The sequence below is a fragment of the Acinetobacter seohaensis genome, from assembly GCF_056431365.1.
On the sequence record NZ_JBWKMK010000029.1, the window covers coordinates 322,993 to 342,801 of the forward strand.

19 protein-coding genes and 2 pseudogenes are annotated in these 19,809 nt (G+C 38.1%); 4 read left to right on the top strand and 17 right to left on the bottom strand.

The features are described from left to right. Positions 1-56: 56 nt before the first annotated feature. A complete protein-coding gene (locus AC07E5_RS05970) occupies positions 57-413 on the bottom strand; it encodes a NirD/YgiW/YdeI family stress tolerance protein (protein WP_179988821.1) in 357 nt (118 codons plus the stop codon). A 111-nt stretch (positions 414-524) separates the two neighbouring features. Further along, complete coding sequence (gene tfpB / locus AC07E5_RS05975) at positions 525-2,282, bottom strand: type IV pilus assembly ATPase TfpB (protein ID WP_004972956.1); 1,758 nt, start codon at positions 2,280-2,282, stop codon at positions 525-527. 248 nt (positions 2,283-2,530) lie between these two features. Between tfpB and AC07E5_RS05980 the strand changes: the two genes are divergently transcribed. Next, positions 2,531-3,733, top strand: coding sequence for an MgtC/SapB family protein (locus AC07E5_RS05980; protein ID WP_096901885.1), 1,203 nt, complete (start codon positions 2,531-2,533; stop codon positions 3,731-3,733). On the opposite strand, the gene tsaA is transcribed toward AC07E5_RS05980, so the two are convergent. After that, a complete protein-coding gene (tsaA, locus tag AC07E5_RS05985) occupies positions 3,730-4,485 on the bottom strand; it encodes a tRNA (N6-threonylcarbamoyladenosine(37)-N6)-methyltransferase TrmO (RefSeq protein ID WP_179990671.1) in 756 nt (251 codons plus the stop codon). The two genes, AC07E5_RS05980 and tsaA, sit on opposite strands and share 4 nt — an antisense overlap. Positions 4,486-4,587: 102 nt before the next feature. On the opposite strand from tsaA, the gene AC07E5_RS05990 reads away from it, so the two are divergent. Beyond that, positions 4,588-5,367 carry a ferredoxin--NADP reductase gene (locus tag AC07E5_RS05990; RefSeq protein WP_004972950.1) on the top strand — a complete coding sequence of 260 codons (780 nt, stop codon included), beginning with the start codon at positions 4,588-4,590 and terminating at the stop codon, positions 5,365-5,367. A gap of 59 nt (positions 5,368-5,426) precedes the next feature. Here the strand turns inward: AC07E5_RS05990 and AC07E5_RS05995 are convergent, their stop codons facing one another. The 3 genes from AC07E5_RS05995 to AC07E5_RS06005 form a co-directional block, all read right to left on the bottom strand. Further along, positions 5,427-5,612 (bottom strand): hypothetical protein, encoded by a 186-nt coding sequence (locus tag AC07E5_RS05995; protein ID WP_004972947.1) that lies wholly within the window; start codon positions 5,610-5,612, stop codon positions 5,427-5,429. Between the two features lie 20 nt (positions 5,613-5,632). After that, on the bottom strand, positions 5,633-5,887 hold the full coding sequence (locus AC07E5_RS06000; RefSeq protein ID WP_004972946.1) for a hypothetical protein: 255 nt from the start codon (positions 5,885-5,887) through the stop codon (positions 5,633-5,635). Between the two features lie 226 nt (positions 5,888-6,113). Further along, positions 6,114-6,734 carry a cation efflux transmembrane domain-containing protein gene (locus AC07E5_RS06005; protein ID WP_096901843.1) on the bottom strand — a complete coding sequence of 207 codons (621 nt, stop codon included), beginning with the start codon at positions 6,732-6,734 and terminating at the stop codon, positions 6,114-6,116. Between the two features lie 75 nt (positions 6,735-6,809). On the opposite strand from AC07E5_RS06005, the gene cadR reads away from it, so the two are divergent. Beyond that, positions 6,810-7,211 carry a Cd(II)/Pb(II)-responsive transcriptional regulator gene (gene cadR, locus AC07E5_RS06010; RefSeq protein ID WP_004972941.1) on the top strand — a complete coding sequence of 134 codons (402 nt, stop codon included), beginning with the start codon at positions 6,810-6,812 and terminating at the stop codon, positions 7,209-7,211. A 49-nt stretch (positions 7,212-7,260) separates the two neighbouring features. On the opposite strand, the pseudogene AC07E5_RS06015 reads toward cadR, so the two are convergent. From AC07E5_RS06015 to AC07E5_RS06065, 11 genes and pseudogenes are all read right to left on the bottom strand, one after another. After that, a pseudogene (locus tag AC07E5_RS06015) lies at positions 7,261-7,653 on the bottom strand (NAD(P)H-dependent oxidoreductase); the annotation flags it as partial. A gap of 189 nt (positions 7,654-7,842) precedes the next feature. Further along, positions 7,843-8,045: pseudogene (locus AC07E5_RS06020) on the bottom strand (ISL3 family transposase); the annotation flags it as partial. A gap of 169 nt (positions 8,046-8,214) precedes the next feature. Next, positions 8,215-8,955: a M48 family metallopeptidase gene (locus AC07E5_RS06025; RefSeq protein WP_498624953.1), complete on the bottom strand. Its 741-nt coding sequence runs from the start codon at positions 8,953-8,955 to the stop codon at positions 8,215-8,217. A 1-nt stretch (position 8,956) separates the two neighbouring features. Further along, positions 8,957-12,238, bottom strand: coding sequence for a type I restriction endonuclease subunit R (locus AC07E5_RS06030; protein WP_498624955.1), 3,282 nt, complete (start codon positions 12,236-12,238; stop codon positions 8,957-8,959). Positions 12,239-12,249: 11 nt separating this feature from the next. Then, positions 12,250-13,764: a hypothetical protein gene (locus tag AC07E5_RS06035; protein WP_394878185.1), complete on the bottom strand. Its 1,515-nt coding sequence runs from the start codon at positions 13,762-13,764 to the stop codon at positions 12,250-12,252. Positions 13,765-13,787: 23 nt separating this feature from the next. Then, positions 13,788-15,023, bottom strand: coding sequence for a DUF6161 domain-containing protein (locus AC07E5_RS06040; RefSeq protein WP_394878184.1), 1,236 nt, complete (start codon positions 15,021-15,023; stop codon positions 13,788-13,790). A 1-nt stretch (position 15,024) separates the two neighbouring features. Next, the gene (locus tag AC07E5_RS06045; protein ID WP_498624958.1) at positions 15,025-16,188 is read right to left on the bottom strand and encodes a restriction endonuclease subunit S; all 1,164 of its coding nucleotides are present in this window, start codon (positions 16,186-16,188) and stop codon (positions 15,025-15,027) included. Then, positions 16,178-17,701 (bottom strand): type I restriction-modification system subunit M, encoded by a 1,524-nt coding sequence (locus AC07E5_RS06050; RefSeq protein ID WP_498624960.1) that lies wholly within the window; start codon positions 17,699-17,701, stop codon positions 16,178-16,180. Before AC07E5_RS06050 ends, AC07E5_RS06045 begins: the two co-directional genes overlap by 11 nt. Continuing rightward, positions 17,701-18,321, bottom strand: coding sequence for a restriction endonuclease subunit S (locus AC07E5_RS06055; RefSeq protein ID WP_346793316.1), 621 nt, complete (start codon positions 18,319-18,321; stop codon positions 17,701-17,703). The genes AC07E5_RS06050 and AC07E5_RS06055 overlap by 1 nt, the downstream gene beginning before the upstream one ends. Positions 18,322-18,367: 46 nt before the next feature. After that, positions 18,368-18,658 carry a hypothetical protein gene (locus tag AC07E5_RS06060; protein WP_346793317.1) on the bottom strand — a complete coding sequence of 97 codons (291 nt, stop codon included), beginning with the start codon at positions 18,656-18,658 and terminating at the stop codon, positions 18,368-18,370. Between the two features lie 265 nt (positions 18,659-18,923). Next, the gene (locus AC07E5_RS06065; RefSeq protein ID WP_168542752.1) at positions 18,924-19,130 is read right to left on the bottom strand and encodes a helix-turn-helix domain-containing protein; all 207 of its coding nucleotides are present in this window, start codon (positions 19,128-19,130) and stop codon (positions 18,924-18,926) included. A gap of 96 nt (positions 19,131-19,226) precedes the next feature. Here AC07E5_RS06065 and AC07E5_RS06070 point away from each other — a divergent pair, with 96 nt between their 5' ends. After that, positions 19,227-19,706 carry a hypothetical protein gene (locus AC07E5_RS06070; RefSeq protein ID WP_498624962.1) on the top strand — a complete coding sequence of 160 codons (480 nt, stop codon included), beginning with the start codon at positions 19,227-19,229 and terminating at the stop codon, positions 19,704-19,706. Positions 19,707-19,809 lie beyond the last annotated feature (103 nt).

Below are 19,809 nucleotides of genomic sequence, written 5' to 3' on the forward strand. Positions count from 1 at the left end.
CTTTTGAGTGAAATCAATTCTGTGTAAGAAATAATGCTGTTTTACACAGCGTAGATTTAGAAACGAACTTGATCCACATCTATTTCAATACGTTTTGTAGGCTTGTGATCAATATCCACTTCACCAATTAAGGTAACAGGCGTTTTGGCAGAAACTGCTTTGCCATTCCATAAGTCATCATCAATATCGACCGTAATAGTGCCTGTGTTATCACGGAACTGATATTTTTCATCACCAATAGATTTCACCACATAACCTTTTAACTGCACTTTGCTGTCATCTTTCAGGCTTAAAGCTTGTTTTACAGTTACATTTTGATGTAGTGCTTGGGTGTTAATGCTGTCGTTTGCCATGGTGATTGAAGCCATTGCCATTAAACCTGCCATCAACATTGCTTTCATTGTAAATTTCATTGCTTCACCTTTTTGTGTTGCTCATTTCGTTATGGTGATTAAAACAAAGCAAGATGAGCTGAATCTTAAGATTTCCATTTTTTAAAATTCATCGTAAAAAGTTTGAATCTGCTAATTTAATGGCACGACTCGCAACACTTCCTCTAAAGTGGTCATGCCTTCTAAAACTTTGCGTGCGCCTGCAATACGCAACGGTTCAATGCCCTCTTTTTTAGCTTGCTGACGTAATTCATTTAAATTGGCATTGGCACTGATGAGCTGTTTGGTGTCTAAACTTAACGGCATAAACTCATAAATTCCGACCCGACCTTTATAGCCCGTTTGACGACATTCATCGCATCCGACAGGTTTAAACACTTGTGCAGGCATTTCCATAATGTAGTCAAAGGTCAAATGTTCCCAGTCTTTTTCATTTATTGAGCCTTCCTGCTTACAATGCGGACATAGCTTACGCACCAAACGCTGTGCCAAAACGCCTAAAATTGTGGCAGCAGTCAAAAATGGCTGCACGCCCAAATCATGCAAACGAGTCAAACTTGACGGCGCATCATTAGTATGCAGTGTCGATAAAACTAAATGCCCCGTCAGTGCCGCTTGAATCGCCATATTTGCGGTATCCTGATCTCGAATTTCTCCGACCATAATAATGTCAGGGTCTTGACGCATTAAGGCACGCACACCATCAGCAAAACCTAAATCAATGGCGGTATTGACCTGCATTTGGTTAAAACTCGGTTCTAACATTTCAATCGGGTCTTCAATGGTGCAGACATTGACTTCATCGGTGGCCAATTGCTTCAGTGAAGAATACAGCGTGGTGGTTTTACCCGAACCTGTAGGGCCTGTAACCAAAATAATGCCGTGACTATGTGCAGTCAGTGCATGCCATTCATTCAACAAACGACTATCAAAACCCAATTGCTGAAAACTGCGCACCAATACTTCTGGGTCAAAAATACGCATCACCAGTTTCTCACCAAACGCCGTTGGCAAGGTCGATAAACGCAGTTCGGTTTCTTGCCCTTTTGGAGTGCGGGTTTTTAAACGTCCATCTTGCGGTTTACGTTTTTCGGCTACATTCATACGCCCTAAAATTTTAATCCGTGAGATGACTGCGGTAAGCGTATTCGCAGGCATGTTATAGATGGTGTGCAACACGCCATCAATACGAAAACGCACTTTGCCAGTGTCTTTACGTGGTTCGAGGTGAATATCGCTTGCGCCTTGTTCAAAGGCAAATTGCAGCACCCAATCCACCAACTTCACAATATGTTGATCATTGGCATCTGGGTTTTGGGTATCGCCCAATTGCAATAAAGCCTCGACCCCTTTATTTTCACGGTCGTGTGCAGAAGATTTTTGTGATGAATGTACTGCACGACTCACTTGGTAATATTCAATCAAATAGCGCTGTAATTGATCTGGGCTGAGTAAAACCCGCTGAATTTTTTTGGGCAATAAACTATGTTCTAAGTTGGCAACCCATTCTTTTTTATAAGGTTGATCTGTCGCAATTAATACCGCATCTGCAGTCACTTCCACCGCTAAAATACGGTTACGCAGCGCAAATTCCTGCGACATCACAGCAGTTAAAGCAGCAACATCGGCTTTTAACGGATCAATAATATAGAATGGCAAGCCTGATTTATCAGCCAGCCATTGGCATAAACGGTTTAAAGTTAAAGTGGTTTGGGGATGACTTTGATCGACCAAATTAAAGTTGGCAATCCATTGTAACGGATGCCATTTTAATTGATCACGTTGACGATGCGTGGTTTGTACCAAAGCCTGATCACGTTCGGTAATTTTACCATCTTTGACTAATTGTTCTAAGCACCAAGTACTGTCTATTTCAAAATTAAAATTCATTGTTATATGCCCCAAAATCTGGGTTTACTATAGCAGAGTTTGCTTTCAGGGCTGAATGACTTCTTTAATACAGTAATCTTGTATGGTTCGATTAAGCCATAATTTTAGAGTGAAAATAGATTCATAAATGGCGATAAACACAATTCAAATATATGATGTTTAAAATAACACCTTGTATTTGGAATGTTGCTGTGGATTTTCTGACTCCTCCATCTTTGGTTACAACCAATTTTCCCGAACTGCTCACCATGTTTGCAGCAGCACTCGGCTGTGGCTTACTGATTGGATTAGAGCGCGAACGCAGTAAAAAAAATGGACAACATCATCATTTTGCAGGCGTACGCACCTTTGGAATTTGCGCATTATTAGGTGCAATTTGCTTCTTATTGGGCATGAGCATTGCCATTGTAGGCGCACTGATTGTTGGCGGAATAGGCTTATATTCCCTCAAAAATCAAGCGGAAGATGACCCAGGTGCAACCACAGAACTGGCCTTCGTGATGACCTATTTTATTGGTGCATTGTGTTTATGGAATATTCCATTGGCAGCAGGTTTATCGGTTATTTTGACAGGTTTACTCATGACCAAGCACACCATGCATGGCATTGTCAGTCAGTGGATTACCGAAGCTGAACTACGTGATGGCTTGTTTTTACTGGCTTTGGTGTTAATTGCCTTGCCACTGACGCCTAATACTGCACTATGGGGCAATGTGCTTAATCCTTATGTGATTTTAAAATTATTGATTTTAATTCTAAGTGTGCAGGCTTTGGCGCATATCGCCAAGCGTTTACTCTCAAGCAGCAACGCCCTCATATTATCTGCAATTGCTTCAGGTTTTGTATCAAGCACCGCAACCATTGCCAGTTTAGGCATGGAAGTACGCGCAGGTCGTGGCGACGCACGTGCCAATGCAGGTGCAGCGCTGATGTCTTGCGTGGCGACTTTAGCGCAAATGTTGATTATTGTGGCGGGTGTCAATCTGATTTGGTTTAAGTTATTAATTATTCCAAGTTTGGTCGGAATCGCGATTTTGGTTGTAGCGGGTGTCTGGTTGCTCAAAAAACATAAAAGTACGGCAACGGCAAAGCCAGAAACCGATACCCGTATGTTTAGCCTTAAAGAAGCCGCAATTATTGTGGCGACATTGACCGCAATTCAAGCGATGGTATACGGCTTGGAACAAACCCTTGGGGATGCAGGTTTAATCATTGGTACCCTGCTCGCCTCGTTATTTGAGGTTCATGCCGCAATTGCAACCGTGGTGATGCAAGGTCCACCGAGCCAGCAGGTACTTTTGTATGCCTTAATTTTAGGTGTGGTGGCACATGCGATTGCCAAATGCGTCAATGCCGCGCTCATTGGTGGTTTGCGCTTTGCACTGTATTTCGCCCCTGCCCAAATTCTGCACATGCTGGCGTTGGTGGCTATTTTATATATGCTGGTTTAATCGACAGCGATTAAAACAATTTTTAGGATGTGTACTGCGTGCTGATCGACACGGAAACTGACATCAAAATCTGCAAAATTCATGGTGTAAATTCGTTCAGCATCATCCTGATATGCAGGTCGTGGATCTAAAGACAAGACCTGTTCCAATTCCTGCACAATTTGTGGTTGCAATACGCCTGAGCCGAGTAACTGATTTTTTTGCGCTTCTGCTGTGTCCATCCATAGCACTGTTTTTCTTATGGGTTCATCTTGCGCATAACCACTTTGTGCATCAGGCACAGCATCTGAATATTGGATATAAGGTTTAATATCCAAAATAGGCGTGCCATGCAACAAATCTGCTCCTGTCACATAAACTCGCAGTGACTTACCCACTTTTTTGACCTGTTTAAATTGCACTACAGATAAACCAATGGGTGCAGGTCGATACATGCTGCGCGTCGCAAACACACCTATTTTTTGATTACCACCCAAACGTGGCGGACGCACTTGTGCACGAAAACAGGGGTTTTGCTGTTTCTGTACGGTTGGATGAGCATCGGTTTGGTTTTTATTGTCGTGAAATTGCCAGATTAACCATAAGTGACTAAACGCTTCGATCCCTTGAAATGCCAACACATCGTTATAAGGCGCTTGCATTTCAATATACGATTCGACCTGTACCAGATTTGGTTGACGAGGAATACCAAATTTTTCTCGGTAGGGAGAGTGCATAAATCCGATTATTGGCATTTTTAGATCAGTCTTCATCACTTTTTCTGATAAGCTCAATTAAATATATTCAGTTTATAGAGAATGATTTTAGATTAGAATAGCAAGCTGTTCTAATTTGATAATTTATTGAGACCTTTAATGGCTGCTTTCAACGTCGAAAAGATTACTCACGTACACCACTGGAATGACACTTTATTCAGTTTTAAAACGACTCGCGATACCGCACTACGTTTTAAAAACGGTCAATTTGTGATGATTGGTCTGGAAGTCAATGGCAAGCCTTTAATGCGCGCTTACTCGATTGCCAGTGCTAACTATGAAGAAGAGCTAGAATTCTTCTCAATTAAAGTACCTGATGGCCCTTTAACGTCTATTTTACAAAAAGTAAAAGTGGGCGATGAATTGCTGGTTTCTAAAAAACCTACAGGCACTTTGGTACTGGATGATTTAAATCCTGGTAAAAACCTATACTTACTTTCTTCAGGTACAGGTCTAGCTCCATTTTTGGCAACCATCCGCGACCCTGAAACTTATGAACGCTTTGAAAAAGTGATTGTGGTTCACGGTACACGTTTCATTTCTGAATTGGCTTATCAAGATTTAATTCTAAATGAATTACCAAATCACGAGTTTTTCCAAGAACTTGGTATTCGTGAAAAACTGGTATATTACCCAACCGTTACACGTGAAGAATATCCAAACCAAGGACGTGTGACCACGGCAATTGAATCGGGTGAAATCTTTGAAAAAATTGGTTTACCACGTTTTAACCCTGAAACTGACCGTGCCATGTTATGTGGTAGCCCTGCATTCTTAAAAGATGTTGCAGCATTACTTGACCAACATGGTTTAAAAGAATCACCACGTATGGGTGAATTGGGCGATTACGTGATTGAACGTGCTTTCGTTGAAAAATAAAAGCTGTTGAATCTAAAAAAACCGAGCTAAATAGCTCGGTTTTTTGTCATTAGCATCAATTAACGTACACTGCGACCTTCTTGGTTAGCACGTCCTTCACAGTGTGCACCACCACCAATTACAAACCCACGCTCTGCCTGACATGAACCAATCATACGACCACTCGAATCATAAGTTGTCACTTTTGAAGCACAACCTGTCATCAAAATAGCCGCTGTTAATGCGATTAAACTAGAAATTTTCATTGTATTACCCCTCTAAAAAATTAGTCTTGTTGCAGTGAAATCTGCGAATTATTTGGTATGGTTGGCAATAAACCCGTGCGCTCATCTACTTTAGAATAGTTAATGCCTTGTATGTTGGCACCACCATAACACACAGCTTTAGCCCCCAAAATAAAGCCCTGTGTAGCGACACATGAACCAATCACTTGCCCTGCAGTATCATAAGTCACTACTTTAGAACTACAGCCAGCCAAAGCAATCAGGCTTGCTATAGAAAATAATTTAATTAGTTTCATTTAACCCTCAATTTAAAAAAAATTAAATATTATTCATCGTGTAAATTATTTTTAAATACATCAATTTATTTTTAATTTTAGTTATATATTATTTTTTGTAAATAGCAATTTGGAATAACTTATCGTTATTTTTACTTCAAATTTTAAAATTATTGCGACTACAAAAAATTAAAAGCACTCCATCTAAATCACTCAAATCAGATGGAGTGCTTTTTACGTTTATTCTTTATTCTGGTACATTCATTCTTCGTTCAGCCAAAGCTTGCTGAATCACATGATACCCCGCTGTTAAGCCCAAACTCGCCATAATCACGGCTACCACAAGATCTGGAATCAAACTACCCGTACCAAATACACCCACTGCCGCCAAAATAACTGCGAAATTACCAATCGCATCATTACGGCTACATAACCACACCGATTTCATATTCGAATCACCATCTCGAAATGCATATAAAATCAATGCAGTAACCACATTGGCTAATAAGGCGATGATCCCAATAATACCCATGGTTATGGCTTCAGGTGGAATACCCTGTATATAGGCATAGATAACCTTGCCCATCACCACCACACCAAACAAGGCCATCGTGATGCCTTTGACCAAAGCCACAGTAGCACGCCAATACAAACTTGCACTTAACACCGCAAGTGAAATCCCGTAATTGACAGCATCTCCAAAGAAATCCAGTGAATCTGCCCATAGGGATGATGAATGGGCATAGGCACCACCTATCAACTCGATAAAAAACATGCTGAGATTGATCACCAATGCAATCCATAACGCGGTTCTAAATTTACTATTCGGTTTGATTGGCGCAGGTTCATGACTACACGTACATGCCATAGACACACCTTCTTTCAAAATGAAACTGTTTCGATTATGCTCATTTAAAACTATAGACTTAGTCCAAGGTCAAGTATGGCACAATATTTAATTCATGAATTAGCTAAAAAAGTTGGAGTCAGCACAGATACAATTCGTTTTTATGAAAAGAAACACTTACTCACCCCAAGCTTTCGTGCCGAAAATAATTATCGCTATTACAACGATGAGGCACTCAAGCGTTTGATTTTTATTAAGCGTTGCCGTGCTTTAGATATGAACTTAAAAGAAATTGAAGCCTTAATTGAATTAGAAAAACAGCCGAAACAAAACTGCTGCGCTGTGAATGAATTGATTGATGAACATTTAAGGCATGTAGAAGATAAAATTGCCGAGTTGCAGCATTTTCAGCTACAACTTCAGCAACTTAGACAAGCCTGCACCACGCAAACAACCATTGATGATTGTCAGATTTTAAAGCGACTTGAAGCCGAATAATCGCTCTCTAAGCCTTTTGTAATGCAGTATTTACGTATCCAAAATTGGATTATAAACACTTCTGATTAACACGCTTCGATAGCTGCTCGGCAGTTTCCACACGTTCAGAATAACGATCTACCAAATATGCTGCTTGCCCGCGAGTCAGCAAAGTAAATTTATATAACTCTTCCATCACATCGACAATACGGTCGTAATAGCTAGACGCTTTCATGCGGCCATCTTCCTCAAACTCTAAAAAGGCTTTAGGAATAGAAGACTGATTGGGAATGGTGATCATCCGCATCCAACGTCCTAAAATACGCAATTGATTGACGCTGTTAAATGACTGCGACCCGCCACACACTTGCATTAAAGCAAGCGTTTTACCTTGTGTGGCACGAATTGCGCCCGCGGCAAGCGGAATCCAGTCAATTTGTGCTTTGAAAATCGAACTCATCGACTGTAATGTATATATAGTTACTATGGAATTTATGATTAATCACTTGATTTATATTAAAAAAATAAAGAAAAAACCACTTTCATAATCAGTTGTAAAAATTCCATATAAATAACAAAAAAAACTACTTTTACCCCCCAAAAATTCCATACAAAAAAAAGGCTATTTGAATTATGAGGTTGAGTAATTAAATTATTTAAACTCATATCCATCTTCAAAAAATTCAATCAAAGTTGGAATATGTACTCCATATTCTGTTTTCATTTTTTGTATTTAGTTGAAAAATTAAAATCTAAATCCTTACTTGATAACATAGCAACAAGACTATTTGATTCAATAGTAAATGGTTTGGGTGAAGTTGACTTGGTTGAAATGCTTGTTACTGCTCTCTTTATAGGCTTCGACATGATTCATCATGTCACTTAGGAAACTACCTGTACCGCAATAAGGATTAAAACAAGTAGTATGGAAAATCTTAATATTTTGTTTTTTATAGATATTAATAAATAACCATAAAATTCCTAAAAACTATAGACATAATATTGCAAAAATCATCACAAGAGTCTATTCAAAAAACTTCACAGCCATGTTATCTAATCTTTCTTTCACGACCTCCCAATCAGGCATAACTTGACTTAGAAGTTGATAGAAACGCTCGCTATGATTATGTTCAACCAAATGACAAAGTTCATGCAAAATCACATAATCAATGCAAATTGCGGGCGCTTTAACTAGATGCGGGTTCAGTGTAAGAAGACCTGATGGTGAACAGTTCCCCCACTGTGTTCGCATGGTCATCAAACGAATATCAGGCTGAGTTTCAACCCATAAGGCCTGTTCTAGAATACGTTGCAAACGTACTTCAAATATGACTTTTGCTCGCGATCTATACCATTCATCTAAATGAAATTTAATACTTTCAATATCCGTATCTAAGGTGTTTACCTCCAGTCTTCCCCTCAGAAGTTTTACACCTTTTGGCTTGGTATCATCATGAATCACTTTTAATTGATACTGTTTACCCAAATAAAAGTGGCTTTCACCACTTTTATATTGGCGAGGTGTGATAAATCTGCTTTGCTCACGGAACTCTCGTAATTGTTTATAGATCCAACGACTACGCTGCTTTACAGCTTCAATGATTGTTTTATCATCTGCATTTAACGGTGCCGATACAACTACCCGACAATCAGCATAGACTTTAATCAGTATCTTTTCAGTACGGCTAGGACTTTCAAGCACCTCAAAATCAACAACTTCATCACCATAAATGATGCTTAACTTTCTCTCTGGCAGCGTATTCATCCTAGAGCCCATTCAAACCGACCCGAGTAATTTGTACGATCATTTCCACAATTTTTTTGGCTTGATCCATACCACTACCAATGGATTTACATTCACGGAACATCTGCGGTAATAGTTTTTTACGGATATCTGCTTCAATATTTTGTGGATTAATTGAGTTTTCAGCTACAGAACTCATCACAGAACGATCAACCTCAAAAGCGAGTTGAATCCACTTATCTTGATTCTGTTGATCTGTTATCGAGAATGCTTCAGGTAATAGTTTCTTAAATACACCATAATAAGCTTGAGCATGCTTATTATCACTGAACACATCAGGGATTTCATCTAAACGACGTGCCTCAACTTGCTCTTCAAACTCTTTAAACAGCATGTGTTGCTTCAATGGATGATCAAATTCTTTCTCTGCTTCTTCAATGACTTGACGTAACAGTTTAGAGAAAGCCTCCTGAGCATAAGGATCATCACGCAATTGCTGTTCAATCATCTTCGTTACACGAGTTTTGATGATATCCGTTTCATTACGTGTTTTCTCTTCACTCCAATCTTCAGGTTGCGCCACTTTGCCCATCTTGCCGACTTCATAGACTCCATCAGGGTCCTTAACTTCAATACCCACAACATGCTTATCAAGAAGTTTTTTGACTTGCTCAGCATATTGATCATAGTCAATCGTCTCTCCAGCATCTCGTTTCACAATCTGACGCAAGCTTGTAAATAGTTTGACTGTTTCTTTGTAGTGCTGACGATCTGCATCAGAAAAGCTTTTATCTTCAAAGAAGGTTGCTGACTGCAACGCAACTTTTAAACAACTGGCGAATTCTGTAAGTGCTTCATAAAAATCATCACGTACTTTCAAGTGAATATCAACCAACTCACCCTCACGTTCTTCAATGCGTGGGACTAAAATTTGGCGCAACTGCTCTGGATCATTTTTATTTTTTACACCATCAAAAATTGCCCAAAGTGCTTTATACAAACGAGGTAAACGTTTGTATTCGGAACTCATTTGAGTATATAAGCCCGTAATATCATTAATATCATAGCCACCTTGGGTACGGGCAGCGAGATCTTGATAATCAAGAATTGTGGCATCTAATTCTTTTAAAATGCCTCGATAATCGATCAATAAACCAAACTTTTTCTTTGGATGAAGTCGGTTTACACGAGCAATTGCTTGGATAAGATTGTGCTGTTTTAAGTTTTTATCGATGTACAAAACTGTATTTTGAGGTTCATCAAAACCTGTTAATAACTTATCTACCACAATCAGCAATTTAAGTGATTCATCTTTTTCAAAACGCTCAATCACTTGTTTTGTGTAGGCTTGTTCATCCTGAGTACCGACATTCTCTTTCCACCATTGAGTCACTTCAGGTGTCGTTGATTCATCAACGTCTGTATTCCCCTCACGACTGTCTGGTGGACTCATTACCACGGCTGATTCAAACAAGCCTGCTTCATCTAAGTACTTTTTATACTTAATCGCTGAAGCCTTACTATCGCAAGCAAGCTGTCCTTTTAAACCATCATCAATATTTTTAACAAAGTGATTGGCAATATCTAACGCAATCAGGCGAATACGATCATCCGCAGTATAAATCTCACCTTTTCTCGCAAATTTACGTTTTAAATCTGCTTTTTGCTGATCGTTTAAACCTTCTGTAATGCGTTCAAACCAAGTATCAATGGCACGCTCATTTACATCTAAATCAGGGATACGCTCTTCATACAACAATGGTGTCACTGTCTTATCTTCTACGGCTCTTTGCATAGTATATGCATGAACAATAGGTCCGAACTTATTCACTGTCTTTTCATCTTTAAGCAATGGCGTACCTGTAAATGCCACGAATGCTGCATTTGGCAGTGCGAGCTTCATTCGCACATGATTTTCACCACCTTGGCTTCGATGTCCCTCATCAATCAAAACAATAATGTCTGAACTTGTGTTAACACATTCAGGAAGTTTGGTTGCAGAGTTAAATTTCTGAATCAAAGAGAACATGATTCGCTCAGTACCTTTGCCAATTTGTTCAGCTAAGCGTTTACCTGAAGTGGCCATGGCATTTTGCTTGTCTCTTTTTCCTGCCAGTTCACCACCTGATACAAAGGTTTTACTCAGTTGATCTTCTAAATCAACACGGTCAGTGACAACCAAGATACGGCATTGTTTTAAAGCCTCATGCAAGATCAAAGCTTTACTAAGAAAGACCATGGTAAAAGATTTACCTGAGCCCGTTGTATGCCAAATCACACCACCTTCACGACCACCTTTGCTGTTCTTCGTACTAATACGCTCAATGAGGCGTTTGATACCAAAGATTTGCTGATAACGAGCAACAATTTTTCCTGCTTTCTTATCGAAAAGCGTATATAGACGAACCATTTCGAGTAGTCGTTCAGGCTTTAATAGACTAATCAGCAGTTGATCTTGACCTGTAACAGCTAAGTCTCCACCTGCAATTAGGCTTTCATACCAAGTTAAGTCATCGACTGGACGATAAGAAAATAGGCTCTGTTTTTGTGAAATAGTTAATTTCTTATTTTTAAGCGCATACATCTCTGCATCAGAAATATCTTCTTCTCGCCACGCTGCCCAAAACTTAGCAGGGGTATTACATGTGCCGTAACGCCCTTCATGTCCGTTTAGTGAGAGTAGCAGTTGGCTATATGCAAACAGATGTGGAATTTCATCAGGTCGCTGATTACGAAGCGTCTGAGAAATGCCTTCATTGATCGTTGGACCTTTCTTTGCCTGACTATCGGGGCGTTTTGCTTCAATCACAACTAAAGGGATACCATTTACAAAGCAAATGATATCGGGTCTACGTGTATCTACACCGCCTGAGCGTGTAACAGGAAATTCTTCAGTATATGAAAATTCGTTGTTATGAATGTTATGCCAATCAATCAATGGAATCGTAGGGCTAACCTTTTTTCCATTCACAAATTCGGTGACAGGAATGCCATAGAATAAGTGGTTATACATTTTTTCGTTGGCAGTCAGTAGGCCTTCATTCAAAGCAGGACTACAGATTTCTGCAATTAAGTTATCAACTGATTTTGGCGATAGTGGATATTCTTTGCCCGCAAATGGAAAAGTACGTTTAGAGAGCTCTTTACGTAAAATTTGGCGTAATACTACTTGGTCTTGTTTTCCATCACGGGCAGCGAGTGCCTGTGATGGGGATAAGAATGACCAGCCCAAGTTAGTCAACAAGGCTAAAGCAGGAATTTTTGCACTATATTCTTCTTGAAACTTGGGCAAATAAGAGTTCATATAAATTCAACTTATCCTAATTGTTTAAAGACTTCGTCAAACCACAGATTTTCATTTGTAGCCCTTGTCATTCGATCTACCAAAATCACTTTTACACTATCCATATTACTATCTAGCCGAAGCTTTTTCTTAATTTCTCTAGCTGTCTCTTTAGGATCCACCGTAATGATAAAAAGCTTTTTATTATGCTTTTCAACAAGCTCTCTAAATAATCCATTAATATGGCTATCATCTTTATTAAAACCGAAACCTATTGAGATAATCGCATCCGTATCTTTATAAGCATCAAATAACTCTACATAACGTCTCGACATTTCTACCGAGGTTAAAGGCTTCAACCCACTTTGGGTTAGCATAAATGGAACTAGAATTTGCTCACTCTCATGTGCGTCCTTATCATCAACCTGAATAACTTCGTTTTTATAGGGATTATAAAAATCCTTCGTACTGCCATTTAAATGAAATACTTCAATAGGTGGTATATCTAAATCATCTGATATTTCCTTAAATAGGTTATTGTAATTAGATGTACCAACCACTCCCACCTCTACACCAGAATCCACTAAACTTTTTACATCATGATAGTAACCATCATCAGGTAGATCCGTTGGCTTTTGCTCAATAATATAATCATGAGCAATTTCCATAAAAATGGCCATTCGTGTAAATTTAGCCCACTCTGTTGAAGGCGAAAATAAATATCTAAAATGATCATCTATTAATTTTTGATAATCCAAAACGCTACAAAATATATTCTCTAAAATTTGCTGAGTTATCGCAGAAAATAAATCAATTACTGTAGCACTTGCAGTTGTGTCGAATGTTCTTTCTTCATTCAACAATAGCTCGAGAGCTGTCGAACCAACTCGTTCAAACTCCAAACGAAACATACCAAAAATATCATCAAAAATTGGCAAGTCATCAGGTGCAGATTCAAACAACTCCTCATTCAAATTTTGAACAAAGTCTTGACCATATGCACCAACTAATAATTGTAAGAAAGCGATTACATATCTTCTCAAATCATCGCAGTTTGGTTTTGAACGAATAATTTCTAAGGCAGCTGAGTAATATTCCGTTCCAAAGAGTTTTACATCATTCGTTAACTTTTCATTAATTTTGATATCTTGGTCATATAGAGTTTCTCCAACATCCTTTCCCATTTCATCAGAAAACTTATCTTTAAGTAAGCCTTCTTCAATTTCTAGCTGACTGCAAGCCCAAGTAAACTCATTATCAAAGTCATTCAATTTTCTGATAATTTCGTTTCTTTTATATTGGATTGATGACTCGATGATGCTAGTAAATTCATTTTTACCGAAAGCAAAAATACTCTTCTTTTCATAGCCTTTTGGCAACCATGTATTTGCGTAAGGACTACGAGAATTAATTTTTAGTAATTTTGCTCTGAATGCTTTTTTATAAGGTGTTGGATCTTTTCGAAATAAATCGATTGCAAACTTTCCACCACTTGGAAGGCCATAACTAATTTCTGCACCAGCACCAAAGAATAATCCTACTTTCATTGTGAACCCCATCTTAAATATTATTAATTTTTTCCAGTTTTTGTAATTAAGCCAGCAACCCCATCTAATCCTGGCATAGTAGGTCCTGACTCCGAAGCAAGCAATCCTGTTTCTGCGCGGCTAAATAAGGCTTGTAAAATAATCTTTCTCGACTCTTCATCAGCATGAGTTTCATTACTTAATGCTAAATAGACATATGTCAATTGTTGTCGCTCTTCGGCATCACGTTGAAGATGAAATGAACTAAATGCTAAGCGAGACAACATTCTGATCAAGAACACAAATGCAGAAATAATGACAGCCAAAAGTACTGTGCCTTGAAGGCTATGTAATGAAACTGTCATTTCTTGTCCATTGAGCCAGTGTGTAAACAGATATGTGAAATATCCAACTCCTCCGCCCAATACTACAGCAAGAATTATTGACCAAATTATTCCCTGACATCTTAAGCTCTTTGCCCGATCTTCCCAGTATTTTGCTGGTTTCTCCAATCTCAGTTTTTCAACATAAAGTTCTTCTAACTCTTTATGACGATTTATCGCATGATCTGTCATTTGATTAAAAAAGGTAGAATGATCTGCAATGGTTGAATCAGAACGATTTCTGCACTCAGCAAACCAATCATTGAACTCGCTCTGAGAGTTTTTATTCCAAGTCAAATAGTCCTTTCGAAATTCTTCAAAATTAGAAACTTGTTTATTACGTTCCTCTTCAAGATCATGTCTGAGAGTAGAAAATGCTTTTTTCTCAGCATATCGTCGTTTAACTATTTGACTTTGATCTTGTAATAAAAATTCATAAGCCATTATATTGCCAATAAAAGTTGGCAAAGAAGTTCTACTATTCTGAAATGTAATTACTTTGGTCGTTATCGCATTCCAAAATGCTATTCCAGATTCTTCAGAATACCTATATGCATTTAATAATGATTCAGTGCACGAATTACCTCTGTATAGCCAATGCTGATTCATCCAACTGAGAAATTGGTCTTTAGTATGATTAAAATTTTGTTTATGTTGTTGAATATTATTGGGTTGGGGACTTTGCGAAACTAACTCTTCAAAACTTTCTAATGCAACTAAAAAATTCTCAATTTGTTGTGAGTAAGAGTTAAAAGGGGATGATAAATTTTTCCCTAAATTGCTTTTCTGTTCCAGCCAATATTTTTTTTCAGCGTCAAAAAAAGTTTTAATCTCTTCTAACGTCGCTAAATCAAATGATTGCCCTAACCGATCCCTAATATTTAAATTAATCTCCATATCAAGCCACCACCTTGACACGTTTTTTGCCTGTCAAAAGTTGTTGCATGAGTGCTTTTTTCTCTTGCTTCAAACAATCAAGTTTTTTCTGCAAAGTATCAATTTCTTGATCTGCAATAGTAAGAACTTTAGCAATCTTCTTTTGTTCATCTAAACAAGGGACTACTAGTTTCATTTTTTGAAACATAGGCAATCGAAGAGATTTAACTGTTGATCCTACTGCTTGAGAAAGAAAATATGCTCTAAAGTAGTCAATTATATAAAAAAGAAATTTACCATCACACTCAGGAAATTCCATAATGGCGTATGTTCTTTGATGTAAATCAAATTTACCTACAAAATATTTAGGAACGAAGTCTTGTCCTTCACCAGGCACAATTACAGCCTCACAGTCAAAAAGGTACATATCACTAGTACGGATATCTTCAGATCTATCAAAAAAGGCATACTTCCCTGAAAGGGTTGAGTCTTGTCTATTTGAACTACCAGTGGTGATTTTTGCAATATTTCCTAGTAAGACCTCTGACCATTTCTCATGAAATCTTTCGCCATTCTCATCAAGCAGACGCTTCTTACCTGTCAGCACCTGTTGCATTAAGGCGTTTTTCTGCTGCTGGCTATTTTCAAGCAATTTTTCAGTCGCCAAAATCGCTTGATCCCAAGTTGAAAGGATTTGGGCGATTTTTTTCTGTTCGTTTAATGAAGAAGGCACCAAGGTATTAACTTTTCTAAGCTCAGAAAGTGAAATTTCCTGTAGTGCTGAACCACCAACTCGTCTAATTAAATCAGCACGGAACCTAGGCGACCGAAGCTCCCATAATAAATATTCTGGATGGATAATCCCTTTTTTAGCTGAAATCCTCGCTAAACCTCTTGTAATATTTGCACCGACGAGGTTAGCGTCTATCAGTCTAACTAATCCAACCCCTCCACGTAAGGCCATCACAATTTCATTATCTTCTAAGATCGTTTTTTTGTATGCCTGATTGATTTCATGTGATGTTTTTATCATCTCATTTGGGTTCATTTTTTCAGTTGATAGGTCAACAACACGAAGACAAGGAATACCATCTTCGATATTTTCACCTGTTTGAACAATCCCATACGAAATCGGTTTTGCACATAATTCACTTAGCTGATAGCTTTTCCATTCATTAGGCACCATAACCCAACTCCTCTAAGTACTTCGCCATTTGAACTTCAAGCTCAGCAAGTTGAGTCTTTAGCTGCTCACGCTCAGCACGTACAGCAACCAAATCAATCTCAGCTTCTTCTTCAAACGTATCCACATAACGAGGAATATTTAGGTTGTAATCATTGTCTTTCACTTCCTGCAAAGTCGCCAAATAAGCATACTTATCTACACTTGCACGAGAACGATAGGTTTCAATAATCTTGGCAATATTTTCTTCAGTTAAGTTGTTTTGATTTTTACCTGACTTAAACTCACGGCTTGCATCAATAAACAAAACAGAATCATCAGACTTTTGCTTTTTGAAAATTAAAATCGCAGCAGGAATACCCGTACCGTAAAACAGCTTTTCAGGTAAACCAATCACCGCATCTAATAAGTTTTCGTTAATCAACTTCTCACGAATCTTCCCTTCAGATGAGCCACGGAATAACACGCCATGCGGAACCACAACGCCCATACGACCCGTAACAGGCTTTAGCGTCTCAATCATGTGTGAGATAAACGCATAATCACCTTTGGTCTTTGGTGGTAAACCACGACGGAAACGATCAAACTTATCATTCTCAGCTTGCTCATAACCCCACTTATCTAATGAGAATGGAGGGTTTGCAGTCACAATATCAAACAGCATCAAATCGCCATTCTTATCCAATAGTTTTGGATTACGAATCGTATCGCCCCATTCAATTCTGTGGTTATCTTCACCATGCAAGAACATATTCATCTTAGCTAGTGACCAAGTTGAACCAATTGCTTCCTGACCATAGAGTGCATATTCTTTGCTGTTGTGATTGCTGACCACCTTACGACCACACTTCATCAACAGTGAACCAGAACCACATGCAGGGTCACAAATACTGTCGCCTTTTTGTGGATCAAGTAACTCCGCAATTAAGTCCGATACTTCAGGTGGTGTATAGAATTCACCGGCCTTTTGACCACCACTTGCAGCAAAGTTTTTAATCAAAAACTCATACCCGTTGCCAATCACATCAAGTGAACCTACACGGCTTGGTTTAAGATCCAACTCAGGTACAGCAAACACTTCTAAAAGATCTTTTAGAATCGTATTTTTTTGCTTTTCTTCGCCCAATTTATCAGTATTAAATGAGATATCTTGGAAAACGCTTTTGCCTACATCTTTCAGCTTTGTACCATTAGCCTCTTCAAGTGCATGTAAAGCCATATCAATGCGTTCACCATTGCCGGGCTCAAAGCGACGCTCATGCAAGGTATAGAAATTAGATTCACGAGGCAGTACAAAACGCTCGTTTTTCATCATTTCTTCAATCAGCTCAGGTTCATCACCATATTCGTTTTTATAATTGTCGTAGTGGTCTTGCCATACATCAGAGATGTACTTTAAGAACAGCATTGTCAAAATATAGTCTTTATAGGTATCTGCACTCACCGTGCCACGGAATACATCACATGCCGACCAAAGGGCTTTATTGACGGTATCTTGATTAATTTGAGTAACCATTATTTGTTTCCTTGGAGCAGTTGTTTAAACATGCCCATCATCATTTGTTCACGATTTTTAAGTAATTGTTGGGTCAAGATCTGCTCTTGCTCCCAAAGACGGTTTAATTCGATTATGCGTTGCTGAATGTCCAAGCTAGGGACTTCAACCTCAAACTGGTTGACTGTTGATACGCTAAGCATCGGCATCTTAGAACCCTGACTTTCTTTACGTAACTCGTATTGCACATGAGGTTGATTCAAGTACCAGCATAAGTATTCAGGCAGTACATTTTGATTTGGCATTAGAATCAAAAACTGGCTACTCACAATGAGTGGAAGTGCTTTTGATTGATCTAGATGGCCTACAAAATAATGTGCCTTGAGATACTCTCCACGACAGGGCAACAATACAGACTCAGGCGATACGATGGCATTATCTTTACCTTGCCAATCAATTTGTGGTAAGGCATCAGCAAAAAGCGTATACCCACATGTATCCGTTGCAATGTTACGAATATCTTTGATCTGCAATACATAGGCATTACCTGACTCGACTTCTTCAACCTTTTCACGGAATGTAAAACCCGTTCGAATTTCTGCAAGATCGCTAAGTTTTATGAATCTCTTTAACTTTGACATAAATATTTACTCTGAAAGAGAGTGAGCCATCCTTGGCTCAGTCCATTTATGATGCTTTACTCAAATTTTCTTGAAGCCAATTACTGACTTCTTTAGTTCCTTTTGAATCAAGGTTGTACCAAGCAGCTTCATTTTGTAAGCGAGTCACTAATAGCCCATCATCACTATCCATAACTTTGAATAGTTCCTCTGCAATTTGTGATGCTGTTTTTTCAGAGACAATTAACCAGCATGACTCTAGTGGATGACACCAATTGCCTAGAGACATAATTTTTTTATAAAGCTCTTCATAGTTACGTTGCTTACGCAGGTCATAATTGATCTGATATACTTTCACTTGTTCTTAACTCCTAATGTTTAGTCGCGTTATTGGTTTTGAATTTGATGACAGGCGGCCACCTGTCATCACAAATTAAATACAGTAGGTAGACTATGCAACCCGTGTTACATCAGGATAATGGGGCGTTTTTTACTCAATGTCAATTGTTTTTTTGCAGTAGAACACCTACTAAAATGAAAAACCCCTAAATAAATACTACCATTTTCATTGCAAAATATTGTTTTTAAAAATAATTTTTATTAAAACCAAGCTAAATATATTTCTATTCAAAAAAATTAATGATTTGAATATCTAAAGCTTTTGATATTTCATAAAGCTTGAGCACAGTAATGTTAACCTCACCTCTCTCTATCCGCCCCATATAACTACGATCTAAACCACACATAAGGGCTAACTTTTCTTGAGAAAGGCCTTTTTCTTTTCTAGCCTTACGAATTTTTTGACCTAGTAAACTTGCTAATTCTGTCATTTGATTTAAATGCTCAAAAAACAGAACTATCATCATTTACGGATTAAACATCCACGGACTATAATCCTCTTTTTAAAAAGTGAAAATTGTTCAGTTATGGCAAGAAATACTCATTTACCACTGTATGATGATTTTTTAGATTTATTCATAAATCACGAAGTCAATAATTGGCAAGCTAAAGATTTTTGGGAGAAAATGCTGACATCTAGACCAAACATGCCAAAAACTGCTAAAAGACGTATGTACTCAGGCCTAAAAATCCTTCTAAATTTTAAATACTTGGAAGCAGATCCCACTACATCTTCAAAAAATTCCTTTCGTTACAAGGAAACACCAAGATTAAATGATTTAAGAAATAAATATAAAAAACAAAAACTTCAAGATATTTTTATGTCAAAAAAAAGTGATTTATTGACAGAGTTAGAAGAAAAAGAGAACAATATCGAATTCTTAAATAATTTATTATCTAATGATGCTACGCTAGAAAAATATTTCATTACCCATAAACATGAGATTGAGAAAGATATAAAAAAAATAAATTCCAATATTAAGTGGCTTTGTTGCACAAAGATTTGAAATGCAAAGCGCCCCTAATTGAGCCAAATTTAAGGCGTAACTTGGGTAAGTGGTCGACCTAATTCCGTAAATCTGTTAAGAACTGCTACACGTGCATGGATCT